This is a genomic window from Lacticaseibacillus suilingensis (assembly GCF_016861845.1).
Lineage (GTDB): Bacteria > Bacillota > Bacilli > Lactobacillales > Lactobacillaceae > Lacticaseibacillus > Lacticaseibacillus suilingensis.
Window position 1 is genome coordinate 175573 of sequence record NZ_BOLV01000001.1, and the last position, 14213, is coordinate 189785.

Sequence of the window (14213 nt, forward strand, 5' to 3'; positions counted from 1 at the left end):
GCCAAGCCCAGATGGAAAACGGCTTGAATCAGGCTAGTCTAAGCTTCCGGTTTCGCCATTTTCAGCGGATCCACCCACTGTTCGTATTCTGCCGCTGTGACCTGGCCAGAAGCTAGCGCTGCGGCTTTGAGGGTGGTGCCTTCTTTTTGAGCAGTTTTGGCAATTTTGGCGGCTGCTGCATAGCCGATGTGCGGCGACAAGGCGGTGACCAGCATCAAGGAAGCGTCTACCAGCGCGGTCATTCGCTTTTCGTTGACCGTTAAGCCTTGCAGCAGGTGGAAATCAAATTGAGCCATCCCGCCAGCCAGCAATTCACAGCTTTCCAAAAACGCGCTGATGATAACCGGTTTATACACGTTCAACTCGAAATTGCCTTGGCTGGCGGCGATGCTAATGGTGACATCATTGCCCATCACCCGGGTGGCCATCATGGTCAGCGCCTCGGCCTGAGTCGGATTGACTTTGCCCGGCATAATCGAGCTGCCTGGTTCGTTAGCCGGAATGTGCAACTCGCCGTAACCGCCGCGAGGGCCGCTGGCGAGAAAACGAATGTCATTGGCGATTTTGAGCAGATCAGCGGCCAAGGTTTTGAGCGCCCCATGCACCGCGGTGAGCTCGCTATGGGCACTCAGGCCGTGAAATTTGTTGGCCATGCTGCCAAAAGGCAAACCGGTCAGTTCAGCAATGGCCTTAATCATCGCCTGTGTTGCAGCTGGCGTCGTATTCAGCCCGGTGCCGACTGCGGTGCCACCCAAGGTGAGCGGCAGCAGGTGGGTCTGCGCCTCCTGCAACATCGACACATCGGTTTCCAAAGTCGCGCGCCAGCCACTGACTTCTTGGCCAAAAGTCAGCGGGGTGGCGTCTTGCAGGTGCGTGCGTCCAAGCTTGACCACATTGGCATAGGTGGCCTCGTGCTGGCGGCAGGTGGCGATCATTTGCTGCGCGGCGGCGATGACCTGTTGCACCGCGGGATAGGCTGCCATGTGCATGGCGGTGGGAAAGGTGTCATTGGAGCTTTGGCCGCAGTTGACGTGGTCGTTGGGCAGCACGGTTTGGCCGAGTTGCTGCGTGGCCAAGTGGGCAATCACTTCATTCACGTTCATGTTGGTTTGAGTGCCGCTGCCGGTTTGATACACATGCAAGGGAAAATCGACCATCAAAGCCTGGTCGTCCAGCGCGAGTAACCGCTGGCACACCTGAATAATGGCCGTTGCAATCGGCTGCGGCAAGGCGTGGCCGCCGTTCACCGTCGCGGCGGCTTGTTTAATGGTGATCAGTGCGCGAATCACTGCACTGGGCATCAGCGGCCCAGTGGCAAAGTTATGCCGGGAACGCTCGGTTTGCGGGCCCCAGGCCGCCTGGTCAGGAATCTCAACCGGGCCAATCGAATCATTTTCTATGCGCATGGTATTCTCCTTTCGCGGCTGCCAGTAGAATCTGCGTCAGCTGCGTTAATTCCGGCGTCGGGGCGGCGTTTTTGCCGGCGACCAGCGCGATATCAAAGGCGGGTTGGTTGGCGGCGATGATGGGAATGGCCACCAGATTGTCGCTGGGCAGGACCGCCATTTGGGCGAGCAACGCAATGCCGACATGGGTTTGAATCATCCGCTTCAGCAAGCTGACATCAGCAGTGCGATAAACAATGCTCGGCTGTACGCCGCTGGCATGCGTGAACCAGGCGAAGGCCTTCGTGTGAACAAAACCTTCCGTCAACGTGACAAAGGGTTCATCGGCCACTTCGGCAAAAGTCACCGCTGGCTTTTGCGCCAGGGGATGGTCCGGTGGCACGACTATCGTGAAGGGACTGGCAGTGAGCGGTTGTACCTCAAGCGCCGGCGCATCCAGCGGACCACTGGAGCCGAGTAGCCCTAAATCCAAACTGCCGGCGCGCAAGGCTTCGAGCAAGTTTGCGGACCCTTTTTCCAGTGGCTGAAGGTGCTGCATCAGATCAGCGGCGACGAGCTGCGGGGCGAGCTTAGGAAAATAGAAGTTCCCAATGATTGGCGGCAGACCCAAACGGATTTTGGACGAGCGGGCCCGGGCCAGTTCGGCTTCGGCCGCAGTCAGCTCGGCGATGATGACCTGCACATGCCCAGCCAGCTGCTCGCCGGCCGGGGTGATCTTGATCACACCATGGCTTTGGTCCCGGTCAATCAGTTGAATGCCAAAATGACTTTCCAGTCGCTTCACCGCCATGCTGATGGTGGGCTGCGTCACATGAAAATTCGCGGCTACTTGCGAAAAACTTTTTATTTTTGTCAGGGCCTGAAAATATTGCAAGTCTCTGGTGTTCATTAGCGCCCGTCCTTTCGTCTCATATCAATAAATCTTATCACAAACGAGCGGTTTGACTATATTTTTTTCCGCCGCGTATGCTGGGTTTTGTCAATTAGGAAAGGACCGATCAAAATGAAATATACCCCACAACAATTACTCCATGATCCATTTTTGAATAAAGGCACCGCGTTTAGCCAAGCTGAACGTGATCAGTACGGGCTCAACGGCTTGCTGCCAAGCGCCATCCAAAGCCTGAGCCAGCAAGTGAAGCAGGCCTATGCCCAATACGAAACCAAGCCGACTGCGCTACTCAAGCGGCAGTTTTTGATGCAGTTGTTCAACACCAACCACGTTTTGTTCTATCAACTGTTCTCCCAGCACATTGCCGAATTCATGCCGATTGTGTATGATCCAACGATTGCTGACACCATTGAAAATTACAGTGCGTTGTTCGTTGAACCGCAAAATGCGACTTATTTGAACATTAATGCCCAAAATCAAATCGAGTCGGCCTTGAAGCACAGTGCTAATGGCCGCGATATTCGCCTGATTGTGGTCACTGATGCGGAAGGCATTTTAGGCATTGGCGACTGGGGCACCCAAGGCGTTGATATCGCCGTGGGTAAGCTGATGGTGTATACGGCCGCCGCCGGCATCGACCCGAGCCAAGTCTTGCCTGTCGTTTTGGATGCTGGCACCAACAACCAGGCGCTGCTGGATGACGACCTGTACCTGGGCCTGCGCCAAAAGCGGGTCTACGGTGAAGCCTACCATGCCTTCGTTGACCGCTTTGTGGCCGCCGCAGAAGGCATGTTTCCAAATCTGTACCTGCACTTTGAAGACTTCGGCCGCGCCAACGCCGCCGACATCCTAGATCAATACCAGGATCAATACACTGTCTTCAATGATGACATTCAAGGCACCGGGATCATCGTGCTGGCTGGGTTGCTCGGGGCGATGAACATCTCTAAGCAAAAGTTGACCGATCAAGTTTATATGAGCTTTGGCGCCGGGACTGCCGGCGCCGGCATCGTGGCCCGCGTGTATGATGAATTCATTCAGCAAGGCCTCAGTGCCGACGAAGCCCGCAAGCATTTCTACTTAGTGGACAAGCAAGGCTTGCTGTTCGATGATGACCCGACGCTAACGCCGGCGCAAAAGCACTTTGCTCGCAGTCGCAGTGAATTTGCCCACCCAGAGGCCTTGACCAGTTTGGCCGCCGCAGTGACTGCGGTGCACCCAACTGTCTTGGTCGGCACCTCGACTCAACCTGGCACCTTCACCCAGAGCATTGTGGAAGACATGGCGGCGCACACCGAACGCCCGATCATCTTCCCCCTGTCCAACCCAACCAAGCTGGCGGAAGCGACCGCTGAAGACTTGATCAAATGGACCGATGGCCGCGCCTTAGTGGCCACCGGGATCCCGGCCGCTGACGTGACTTATGATGGCGTGACCTATGCGATTGGCCAAGCTAATAATGCGCTGGTTTACCCTGGCCTGGGCTTAGGCACGATTGCTGCCACCAGCAAACGCCTGACCGACGGCATGATTTCCGCCGCTGCCCACAGCTTGGGTGGCTTGGTCGATGTTGACCAGCCAGGCGCTGCGGTACTGCCCCCAGTCACCAAGCTGGATCAGTTCAGTAAGACGGTGGCGAACGCTGTGGCAGCCCAGGCCGTCGCGGAAAAGCTGAATCAAAACCCGATTACGGATGTCAAAGCCGCTGTGGCCGCGATGCAGTGGCAGCCCGTCTATCACGACCTTGATATCGAACCGGAGGTGTAAAAGGTGACCGCATTATATACTTCTATTGAAAGCATTTTGACCATTGTGCTGATGATTGCGCTGGGCTATCTTCTGCAGCACAACGGCTGGTTCGATGACAATTTTGGCGGGACGATTTCCAAATTGCTGATGAAAGTGGCTTTGCCAGCTTCTATCTTTATCTCTGTACTGCAACGCCTCACACTGAAAAAACTGGTGAGTTTAAGCTCCGGGTTAGTGTACGGCTTTGGTGCGGTCATTCTAGGCTACTTGATTGCCTTCTTGCTGGTTAAACTGCTGAAGGTCAAGCCCGGCCGGCGCGGGACGTTCATTAACATGTTCGTCAACGCCAACACGATTTTCATCGGCTTGCCTCTGAATTTGGCCTTGTTCGGTGATCAAGCGACGCCTTACTTCCTGATGTACTACGTGGTCAACACAGTTTCCACTTGGACGCTGGGTGCGTTCTTGATGAGCTGGGATGATCCAACCAAAGATGGCAGCACCAGTTCTTCCTTTAACTGGAAAAAGCTGCTGCCAGCGCCGCTCGTCGGTTTCTTGGTGGCGCTGGTCTTCTTGCTGCTGAACATTCCATTCGTGAATGTCGGCTGGTTAGGCTTTGCCGTCAACACCTTGACGTATGTGGGGAACTTGGTCACACCACTGTCCTTGATTTACATCGGGATCATTTTGGCCAAGGCAGGCTTCAGCACCATTCGCTTTGACCGCGACTCCGTGGTGGCGCTGCTTGGCCGTTTCGTGTTAGCGCCAGCGTTGATTTTCACTTTGATCATGCTGGGCGCGCATGCCGGCTTTGGCATGCCAAGTCTGGAAGCCAAGACCTTGATTATTCAAGCCTCTGCGCCTGGTCTGGCAGTGTTGCCAATTCTGGCCACCGAAGGCCATGGGGATGTCGAATATGCGACGAACGTGGTCACCTTGTCGACTGTGTTGTTCGCAGTAGTGGTGCCGATTATCATGTTACTGATTCAAGGCATCTAATGCTCCAGTTAAGTCGATCGCTCCTGCGGTCGACTTTTTGCGTGCAGCTAAATGCGCTGGGCTTCGCAGCCTAACCGTGAAAAGGCTTTATCTTGGTTCCCGCCTGGTGTAACCTGTATGCATTAAAGCAAAAAGGACGGTTCACGATGAAGAGGCAACGCAACGCGCTTTTGCTGATTGTCGCCGGTGATGCTGTGATGGCATTCGCGTATGCCAAATGGCTGGTTCCCAATCAAATTATTAATGGTGGGGTCACCAGTTTGGCCCAGATTATGCATCAACTGGTGCCGGCCATCAGTATCCCCGTGGCCAACAATCTGTGGCTGGCGGGCTTGCTGATTTTGGCCTTGGCTTTCTTGGGCCGCGAGGTGTTTCTGAAGTCGTTGTTTTCGAGCATCGTGTACTCGCTGTGTTTCACGCTGTTTTACGATTGGTCGGTGCAGGTCACCATTCAGCCAGTGGTGGATTTACTGCTGGCGTCAGGGTTGATTGCTTTTGGTTATTTCGCCTGCTTAACCGCGAACGCTTCGACGGTGGGCGTGGATGTGTTGGCGCTGATTATGCAGCGGTTTCGGCCCCAGACCAATCTCAGTCATGCTATCCGCGGCTTTAACATTGTGGTGCTAGCCGCCGGGCTGCTGGTCTTTGGCTGGCAAGCGGTGGCCTTGGGAATCGTGTTTGCCGTAATCTATACCGCAGAATTGAATTGGATGTTGCAGCATTGGGGAAAGGAGGCCGTGTGATGGCCTTGAAGCAGGGATTGAATTTGTTTTTACTCGCGGACTTGCATCTTGGCAGCGAGCGCCACACCACCGCCGCATTCCACCATGCCTTGGTGAATATGCGGCATCTGGATCCCGATGCTGCCGTAGTGATTGCCGGTGATATCACCGATACCGGCGAAAAAGATCAGTTTCAGGATTGCTGGAAGAGCCTTGACCGCGTGCCGGCGGAGCAACTGATTGTCGGGCTGGGCAACCATGATGTCCGCGGGCCTGATCCGCTGACTTGGAACAACGATCAAGCGGCCGATCCCGAGTATTTTCGCCAAAACGTGTTGCCCGAATACAGCCGGCACTACTTACGGCGGCTCAAACCCGACCAGCCTTGGCAGCCTTATTTCAGTCAGCGGTTAGGGGATTATCAGTTCATTGTTCTAAACACGGAAAAAGGCTTGAAAGACAGCTCCTATCTTTCCGCTGCGCAGGTGCGCTGGCTGGATGCGCAGCTGCAGGCAGGAGAAAACAGCGGCTGCATCAACATTGTGTTGTCACACCAGCCGCTGCGTGACACGCATTGGCGGAGCAATTTTGGTGGGGGCTTTGGTCTTCAAGACGCGGTGGTGAAAGACGTGCTGCGTCGTCACCCCAATACCTTTATTGTCAGTGGCCACATTCATAACGGCTTTGGCGTGGCGGAGGTGATACCCCGGTCATACGGTACCTGCATTGACTTACCGGCGTTTGCGTTAAGTGAAAATGGTCGCACCGGGTCTGGCTTAGGTTATTACTGCACCTGGACCCATGACGCCATGAAGTTTGAAGCTTGGGATTTTGCCATTAATCGACCGTTGGCGGCTTATGACTTCACCCTGAAAACCACCACGCTGGCGGCGGCGATGCCAGACCTCAGTGTCTTGCATCCGGAGTCGGCGCAGCATGCCTTGCAACTGCTGTACCGCAGTTATGATACCCGGTTGTTTGACGATCCCCGCACCGATCAGCACACGGCGCCACCGGTTCAATCTTTATTTGGGCCTGAAGTGCAGGCGCAAATCCAGACCTTGCTGGCCAGTGCTTATCCGCGGCCGGCACAACGGCCGCCGATAGACTTGCGCCCCTATCATGGCTACTTTGCTCAGCGCGATGAGTATGTGGCGGCCATCGAACGGTTCACGGAAAATCTAGCTGGCGACATGCGCAGTGGTCAGATAGAAGCCCAGTTAACGCGGCAGTTCGTCGCCGCCCGGCTCAATCTCCTGCGGCCGCAGTTGGCGCGGTTTGATGATGCCACGCTCAAAGCCGCCGTTGAAGAAGCCCAGCATGTTCTGGTGGGAGTCTTTCCCCGCGTTGACTTTAGCCGGCTGCAAGCTTTGATCGATGAGCATGCGGCCGCAACCAGCGCCGAGCTGCAGCTGGCTTTAAACGCCGGCCGTTATTTAATCAAGGATCACGCTGCTACTCAACCAGCTGTAGATGGCCTGATTGCTGAGATAAAACGGCTAGTACAGGAAAAAGAAAATTAATTTTAGGCCCAGGTTAGTTATTTCTAGCCTGGGCCTTTTTTGATTCAAAAAATGATAAGTCCGGCGTCACAGTGAGATAGTAACCAATCAAATATACAATATACTACCTGCGATAATGATAGGTTAAAATTCGACGATTTCCAAAATAACGAACAAAAAGTCAGCTTTTCACAGTGTCCTTACCATCAAAAAATAACAATATTTTCCCTGCCGAGAATTTAGGTACCACTGACGGAAAATTGCGGTACTTCGTCGATATTAAACGGCATTAAGGTTCTTCGTTACCAGGATTCCAAACGAGGAAAGGGCGGGATAAACGTTGATTTCAGTGTATTTTGCGGGCATTGACGGGGTAAAATTTAATTTTTGAGATCTGACTTGAAAACGGGTCTTTGCAAACCGTACCACTGTACCGTTTGCGGCTGGTTGCTCCAAAAAAGTCGAGTATCAGTGAAGCACGGATTCCAAAAATACTAAAAAATTTACGTCTTTTCTGCGTGGGTTATTATAGACAATTATTTATATCGGTATTACACTTTAGTCGATATCCGTAGAGAAAAACTCATAATAAGCGATAAAGGGGAATTTGGCGGATATAAATTTGCATTATCCTATGGGAGGAATTTGATATGAAGAATCGTCAAGGGGCAAAGAAACTCTATAAGGCTCACAAGACCTGGATTGCAGCTGGTCTTGCGGCAGCAACACTGTTCAGTGTTCAAGCCTTGGGTACGCAGACCGTAGCTGCTGATGCGACGCCTGCACAAACGGAAACCGCGACAAAGACCGAGCTACTTAATGTGATTGCGGGCAACAAAGATCAATTTGCTCAGCAAGGCGTGGGAAATGTCACCGATACCGTGACAGGTAAGTCCTTCTACGGCGATCTTGATGCTTTGAAGGCGCAAGTCGAAAACGGCACCATCACGTCAAAGACGCAACTGTTTGAAGCATTGAAGCCGGTGATGGAAGGCTTTAAGGAATACACCAAAGAACAGTTTAAAAAACAAGTCGCAGCAGTAGGCAATCAGATCTACACGCCAACTGGTCGGACCTATTTTGGGCAGATTGACTATCTCTTCAATAACGCTACGGTAACTTCCGATGATGATTCGACTAATTTAAACCTCGACTATAGCGCCTTGCAGGATGTGTTGGATGCAGCCAAAGAAGCAGCATCCAAAAAAACCATCAAGATTGATTACATTAATGAAGATAACAATGAGGTAGTTGGGCAAACGAGCTACACGATTGACAGGAGCGCTGCGGTCTCCTATGACCAAGTCAAGGAGAACTTGCCGAAAGATTACCGTCTTGATACGACAAACAAGGGTCGTTATGACGAAGCTAACAATAAGTACTATGTTCCGGTCAAGGCAACGAAGACGATTAAGGTTGACTTGATTGATGAAGAGACCAATGAGGTACTTAATGGACTGAGCTATACGGTTGACAAGGGTTCTGGTGTTCCCGCAGCTGAAGTTGAGAAGGAATTGCCGGCTGGTTACACCATTGATGCAGCAAATATCAAGTACGACGAAAAGTACAATAAATACTATGTGCCAGTTAAGGCGCCAAGCAAGACCATCAAGGTGGACTATATCGATACCACGACGCTCGAAGTGCTGAAGCAAACCTCATACACTGTTGCTTCAAAGGGTGGCGTCAGCCGGGATCAGATTGAAAGCGATGTGCCAGCCGGTTATACAATTGACGAAACTCAAATCGGTTGGGATCAGGCTAACAACAAGTACTACGTCGGTGTTTACAAGAAGGCTAAGGTTACCCCAACCACGACAGTAACCACGCCAAAGACGCCAGCAACGCCAACTAAGACCTCGACTTCAAAGTCGACAACGCAGGCTAAAACAGCCCCTGCTACTAAGAAGGCAACCAAGACCCTGCCTAAGACAGGCGACACGACCAACACGGTTGCTTCCTCGATCGGGGTGGTTGCGGTGATCGGTGCCTTGTTCGGCTTGGCCGGCACCACCAAGAAGCGCGCCTAATTAAGGCTTCACCCGAAAGTCTCTCTGCGGAGAGGCTTTTTTGCGTGGAATCAAAGAGCCTGCCGCGAGGCGACAGGCTCAAGGGTGAGCGTCACTTGGCGTGCGTTTCGAGGTAAGCCAAGGCGCTATCGTAATCAGGTTCTTCGGTTTGTTCTTCAATCAGTTCGCGGTAAACAATCTTGCCTTCAGGATTGGTGATCCAAACGCTGCGAGCATTGGTGTTATTATCAGCAACATACAGGCCCATGGCTTGGCCAAAGCTGCCGGCTTCGTCAGAGAGCAGTTGCATCTGCTTGACGCCTTCCGCTGCGCACCAGTTTTGCTGCTGAGCAATGGTGTTGGTGGAAATGGTGAAGAAGTTGATGTCGGCAAAGCCATCGGCGGCTTGATTGAAGTTCTTGGTGGAGACGCTACATACGCGGGTATCGATATCTGGCACTACGCTGATCAGGCTATAGTGGCCTGCTAAGTCGCGGTCAGAGACGGTATGGCCATCGGCGGCTTTGACGGTAAAAGCCGGCAGGTTGTGGCCGATCATTGGCGGTTCGCCGTTTGTTTGCTGCGGCGCACCATGACGGGTGATTTTCAAAAGAATCCCTCCTATTGAACGAATCGGCAGTCCAAACGACTGCGCTCATCTTCAGTTTAGCATAGAAAAGGCTGGGTGTGTTTCTTTGCGGCTAGCGCTTACGGGTTGCTACAATTGAAGTGAGCCTTTGCAAAGGAGGTGCAGCCATGGCTAAGGTGGTCGTTGTTTATTTATCGCAGTCGGGGTTTACTCAGAAATACGCGATGTGGATCGCGCGTGAGCTGCACTGCGAGGTGGTGGATAGTAAGTTCGTCACCACGCCAGATTTGGTGCAAGCGCGTCTGGTGGTGTACGGTGCGCACGCCAAAAATTCTGGGGTGATGGGGTTTCGGCAGTTTTACGCCCGGTTTCAGCTTTCGTTGCCGCAGCAGATGATTGTGTTTGGCACCGGGATTCAGCCGGCGGCGCAACTGGATTTGTCAGGGATTCGAGAGCGAACCTTTCGCAAATGCCAGCGCGAACCGCAGCTGTTTTACTTCAACGGTCAGGTCGATGAATCAGCGCTACCGCTGCGCTTGAAGCTACCGTACCATTACCATCAGCGCAGGCTCACCGAGGCGCCGCCGCAATGCGGGGTGCGCACGATTTTACCGTTGCTGGAAGCGGTAGATCGGCTGGATGAAAAAGGGTTGCTGTGATCACCCGTTGATTTGGGTGGTTAAGGCTTCAATCTGGTGTTCCGTGTCGTCAAGGAAACTGATCATTTGCTTCAGTGGTGCATCAGTACTGATGTCCACCCCGGCGACTTGGGCGGCTTCAAGTGGGGCCTTGGTGTCACCAAGGGCCAAGAAGCGCTGCCAGTCAGCAATCGCCGCTTCGCCATCTTGAGCGAGGCGCAGGTAGGCCGAAGTTGAGATTACCATTGAGGCCGAGTAGGTGTAGGAATATAAGCCCATATAATAATGACTTTGGCGCATCCACGTCAGTTCTGGCATGCCATCGTCCAAATCAACGGCATCGCCCCAGAACTGGTGCAGGACGCCTTTTTTGATTTCATTCAACTTAGCGGCGTCGAAGGACTCGCCGGCGTCAATCAAGGTGTAAACCTCGCGCTGGAAGGCTGCTTCCAGCAAGTGGGTGACACAGTTGTGGAAGTAGGTATCGGAAAGCAGCCGGCTCAAGGCGTAGCGCTGCAGCCGCGGTTCCTGGTACTCACTGAGCAAACTGTGGGTCAGTAGCAGTTCGTGGAAGGTGCTGGGCGCTTCGCTGATGTAAGTCGATTGTCCGCTGGCCAAAATGCTGTGTTGCTCGCCGGCCAATGTCATTTGCCCGGTGTGGCCGAGTTCGTGCACCAGGGTGTAGAGCGCTGGCAGCGTATCCGCCCAGCTCATTTCGACATACGGATGCACGCCGTAAACACTGGCGGCAAACGCGCCCGATTCCTTGCCCTGATTAGCCGCAAAATCCACCCAACGCTCTGGGAAGGCCTGCATAATCCGAGCTTGGTAAGCCTGGCCCATGGGCGCAATCGCCTTGGCAATGGCAGCTGGCGCTTCCGCCAGACTGATGGTAGGCGTGTAGGTCAGATCCAAGTCGATTTGCAAATCGGTGTAGCCAATGTGATCGAGACCCCAGAGCTGTTTGATGAGCGTGACGTAGCGCCGCATGATTGGCGCGAGGCCGTTCATCAGGCCGTCGATTTGGCGGTCGAACATTTCACGGGTGACTTCCTGCGGCGCGAGTAAGTAATCGAAAACGGAGTCAAAACCGCGCATGGTGGCCAGCGTCTTTTCCTTGGCCACTTGCGCATAGTAACCAGCCGCCATCGTGTTTTGGTAGCGCGCGAGGGTGGCGCAGAATTGATGATACGCGGCGCGGCGCACTTTGGTGTTGGGGTGCTTTTGATATTCCTCTTCATATAGAACAAAGGAGAGCGGATACGTTTGCCCATCCACTTCGAAGCTGCCGAAATCCATGTCCCCAAAAATGGCCTGACTACGCATGGTGTCCGGTGCGTTCAAGGCGGGATCGAGTTCAGCCAGCACCTGCTCAGCCGCCAGCGGCAAGGCGTGATGCTTTTCGAGCAAAATGTGGCGGATGAAGGCGGCATGGTCTTCAGTGTCTTCCGCGGCCTTGAGCACTGCTTCCGGCTGGCCTTGCAGCTCGGTGGTAAAGAATTGCAGCTGGGCGTCGTTTTGCGCCAGCAGGCTTTCCACCCGGTGCAGGCGCGCATTGGCCTTGGGGTCGGTGGTGTCAGCAGATTGCGGCAGGAAGGCGTAAGCGCTAATGTGATCGGCGAGCACTTGTAAGCTGGCGTAGTCGTCGAGTGCGTCGTCAATCACCGGCGCCTCGTTTAACCGACCAGAATAAATGCGAACGAAGTCGGTGGTGAGGGCTTGCAGTTGCTTAATGGCACTTTCAAAATCAGTCTCGGTGGCAAAAATAGCAGTGAGGTCCCAAGTTAGCGCGGGATCAACGGCGCTGCGCGGTGGTAAGGCGGTAGGCATACAATCACTCCTTCATTTCAGTTTGGCCTCAGTATAGCATGCAAGCTAATGGGATTATCAGCTGTGCGTTTTTTTCGGCTGTTATTTTTGGTAAACTAAGTGAAAACAAATAAGGAGGCCGCGTATGATTAACAATAATCAACTGGTGACACGGTACTACAATCTCAAGGCCAAAAATAATGAGTTGTTCAAGGTCACAGAAGGTTATGTGGACGAACAGGTCAATGCGTTGTACGAGGAGCTTGACCAACATTTTGTCGATCGGCTGGAAATCGATGTGCAGGTGGCGATGGATAAGGCCCAAAAGGCTGCGCCTGAGCTTGATCCGGCGGAATTAGAAGTGGCCGTCACCAACAACATCATGAAACATCTCGATGATTTGGGTCTTTCGGTGTTGCCGCCGCGCTTAAGCGAGCCGAACACCATCGTTGCCCATTTGAACTTCTTCAACCACAGTCGGTACTACTAAAAACATCCCACCTGACTTTTTTTAGTCAATGGTGGGATGTTTTTTCGTGCCGCGGGTGCGGGCGGGGTGGCTCCGGGGCGCGGCGGTCTGGCTGCGGGGGACGGCTGGAGCCAAAAGACGGTCTCCAGCCTCAAATGCGAGCCAGCATCGCGCATACGCGCTCAACGCTGTCTTGCATTTGCCCCCAACCAGCACAGGAGCAGCCTGCAAAGTGCGCAGTCTCCTCGTGTGCTGGTTGTTTCGCGGCTGGACCGCCGCGCCCCTCCACCACCCCGCCCGCACTCGCTGGACAACAGAAAAGGCTTCGTCGGCTTGGTGGGAAATCGGCTGTCTGAGAATAGGCAATCGCGGCAATAGCATGAGTGGTAAGCGAGTGGCTGCTTTTCAGCGGCAGGCATACTACTGCTGAAAAGCAGCCACTCACCCAGGTGCTTGAAGTAATCGTCTGGGTTATCAAGCATCTGACCGTGGCCGGCGCCAGGGGTGATGTGCAAGGTGGCGTTGGGGATGGTGGCGGCCATCCGCCGCGCTGCGGTTAACGGCATGGTTTCGTGGCCGCCGAAGGTCAGGTAGGTGGGCACGGTGATGTTGTGAATGTCGGCGCGCCGGTCCCAGTCTTTCAGCGCCCCAACCATGACGAATTCGTTGTCGCCTTGGAAGTAGTTATAAACTGGCGTGCCCATCACCGAGATCAGGTGCCGGGGCTGGGGGTCGCTTTGGTGATGCAGGTAATGTTCGCCCAGTTCAGCCACCAGGGCTTGATACTTGGCGTCCGTGAAGGCGTGGTCGGCTTCGATTCGCTTCATGTAAGCGACCTGGTCGGGCGTGAACATGCTTTCGCGAATCGCATTGATGTTGACGATGTATTCATCCAAATTGTCGATCATCGAGCTGAGAATCAGGCCTTTGAGGTGCTCACCGTACCGCAAGGCGTATTCGATGGCGAGCACGCCGCCCCAGCTTTGGCCTAACAAGAAAAAGTGGTCGAGACCTAGCTTTTGCCGCACTTCTTCGACTTCATTGACGTAGTAGTCAATATTCAAAAATTGCTCGCGAATGGCGGGGTCGGTCCAGTCTGGTTGATCCGAGTACCAGGAGCCGAGTTGGTCATAGCGGGTGGCAGTGACGCCATAAGGGGCGAGGCGTTCACCGAAGTTTTCAAAGACTTCATTGGTGCCACCAGGCCCGCCATGCAGCGTCATCAGCTGAATGGGGCCATTGCCGCGAGTTTGCGTCCAAAGATGGTAGCCATTGGCCAAGGTGACAAAATGGGTACCGTTTTTTGCTGTTTTCATTGTCTCACCTCATTGTTCTATGCCTTATTCTACCGCGCAGGCACCTAAAAATCTCTTAATTCAAGGCGTTCGCCGGCATTTTGCGGCGGCTATCGGCTAGAATGAGAATAGAA

11 protein-coding genes and 1 pseudogene are annotated in these 14213 nt (G+C 53.7%); 7 read left to right on the top strand and 5 right to left on the bottom strand.

The window, feature by feature from the left end; all coding sequences use genetic code 11:
- Positions 1-38: 38 nt before the first annotated feature.
- Together JUF11_RS00865 and JUF11_RS00870 are read right to left on the bottom strand one after the other, a co-directional pair.
- Entirely contained in the window at positions 39-1406 is a 1368-nt protein-coding gene (locus tag JUF11_RS00865; RefSeq protein ID WP_204117905.1) for a class II fumarate hydratase, read from the bottom strand.
- Complete coding sequence (locus JUF11_RS00870; protein ID WP_204117906.1) at positions 1390-2295, bottom strand: LysR family transcriptional regulator; 906 nt, start codon at positions 2293-2295, stop codon at positions 1390-1392. Before JUF11_RS00870 ends, JUF11_RS00865 begins: the two co-directional genes overlap by 17 nt.
- Positions 2296-2409: 114 nt before the next feature.
- On the opposite strand from JUF11_RS00870, the gene JUF11_RS00875 reads away from it, so the two are divergent.
- From JUF11_RS00875 to JUF11_RS00895, 5 genes are all read left to right on the top strand, one after another.
- A complete protein-coding gene (locus tag JUF11_RS00875; RefSeq protein ID WP_204117907.1) occupies positions 2410-4065 on the top strand; it encodes a malolactic enzyme in 1656 nt (551 codons plus the stop codon).
- Between the two features lie 3 nt (positions 4066-4068).
- Complete coding sequence (locus JUF11_RS00880) at positions 4069-5046, top strand: AEC family transporter (RefSeq protein WP_204117908.1); 978 nt, start codon at positions 4069-4071, stop codon at positions 5044-5046.
- A gap of 146 nt (positions 5047-5192) precedes the next feature.
- A complete protein-coding gene (locus JUF11_RS00885; protein WP_204117909.1) occupies positions 5193-5789 on the top strand; it encodes a YitT family protein in 597 nt (198 codons plus the stop codon).
- On the top strand, positions 5789-7291 hold the full coding sequence (locus JUF11_RS00890; protein ID WP_204117910.1) for a metallophosphoesterase family protein: 1503 nt from the start codon (positions 5789-5791) through the stop codon (positions 7289-7291). Before JUF11_RS00885 ends, JUF11_RS00890 begins: the two co-directional genes overlap by 1 nt.
- A gap of 629 nt (positions 7292-7920) precedes the next feature.
- A complete protein-coding gene (locus tag JUF11_RS00895; protein ID WP_204117911.1) occupies positions 7921-9300 on the top strand; it encodes an LPXTG cell wall anchor domain-containing protein in 1380 nt (459 codons plus the stop codon).
- A gap of 91 nt (positions 9301-9391) precedes the next feature.
- Here the strand turns inward: JUF11_RS00895 and tpx are convergent, their stop codons facing one another.
- On the bottom strand, positions 9392-9889 hold the full coding sequence (tpx, locus tag JUF11_RS00900; protein ID WP_204117912.1) for a thiol peroxidase: 498 nt from the start codon (positions 9887-9889) through the stop codon (positions 9392-9394).
- Between the two features lie 146 nt (positions 9890-10035).
- On the opposite strand from tpx, the gene JUF11_RS00905 reads away from it, so the two are divergent.
- Entirely contained in the window at positions 10036-10527 is a 492-nt protein-coding gene (locus JUF11_RS00905) for a flavodoxin domain-containing protein (protein ID WP_204117913.1), read from the top strand.
- Here the strand turns inward: JUF11_RS00905 and pepF are convergent, their stop codons facing one another.
- The gene (gene pepF / locus JUF11_RS00910) at positions 10528-12336 is read right to left on the bottom strand and encodes an oligoendopeptidase F (RefSeq protein WP_204117914.1); all 1809 of its coding nucleotides are present in this window, start codon (positions 12334-12336) and stop codon (positions 10528-10530) included.
- Between the two features lie 124 nt (positions 12337-12460).
- Here pepF and JUF11_RS00915 point away from each other — a divergent pair, with 124 nt between their 5' ends.
- On the top strand, positions 12461-12805 hold the full coding sequence (locus tag JUF11_RS00915; RefSeq protein WP_204117915.1) for a hypothetical protein: 345 nt from the start codon (positions 12461-12463) through the stop codon (positions 12803-12805).
- Positions 12806-13194: 389 nt separating this feature from the next.
- Here the strand turns inward: JUF11_RS00915 and JUF11_RS00920 are convergent.
- A pseudogene (locus JUF11_RS00920) lies at positions 13195-14100 on the bottom strand (proline iminopeptidase-family hydrolase); the annotation flags it as partial.
- Between the last annotated feature and the right edge of the window lie 113 nt (positions 14101-14213).

Excerpts from the sequence above, each read along its gene's own strand:
- JUF11_RS00870 (WP_204117906.1), bottom strand. The coding sequence starts at position 2,295 with ATGAACACCAGAGACTTGCAATATTTTCAGGCCCTGACAAAAATAAAA.
- pepF (WP_204117914.1), bottom strand. The coding sequence starts at position 12,336 with ATGCCTACCGCCTTACCACCGCGCAGCGCCGTTGATCCCGCGCTAACT.
- JUF11_RS00875 (WP_204117907.1), top strand. The coding sequence starts at position 2,410 with ATGAAATATACCCCACAACAATTACTCCATGATCCATTTTTGAATAAA.
- JUF11_RS00895 (WP_204117911.1), top strand. The coding sequence starts at position 7,921 with ATGAAGAATCGTCAAGGGGCAAAGAAACTCTATAAGGCTCACAAGACC.
- JUF11_RS00905 (WP_204117913.1), top strand. The coding sequence starts at position 10,036 with ATGGCTAAGGTGGTCGTTGTTTATTTATCGCAGTCGGGGTTTACTCAG.
- JUF11_RS00865 (WP_204117905.1), bottom strand. The coding sequence starts at position 1,406 with ATGCGCATAGAAAATGATTCGATTGGCCCGGTTGAGATTCCTGACCAG.
- JUF11_RS00890 (WP_204117910.1), top strand. The coding sequence starts at position 5,789 with ATGGCCTTGAAGCAGGGATTGAATTTGTTTTTACTCGCGGACTTGCAT.
- JUF11_RS00915 (WP_204117915.1), top strand. The coding sequence starts at position 12,461 with ATGATTAACAATAATCAACTGGTGACACGGTACTACAATCTCAAGGCC.
- JUF11_RS00885 (WP_204117909.1), top strand. The coding sequence starts at position 5,193 with ATGAAGAGGCAACGCAACGCGCTTTTGCTGATTGTCGCCGGTGATGCT.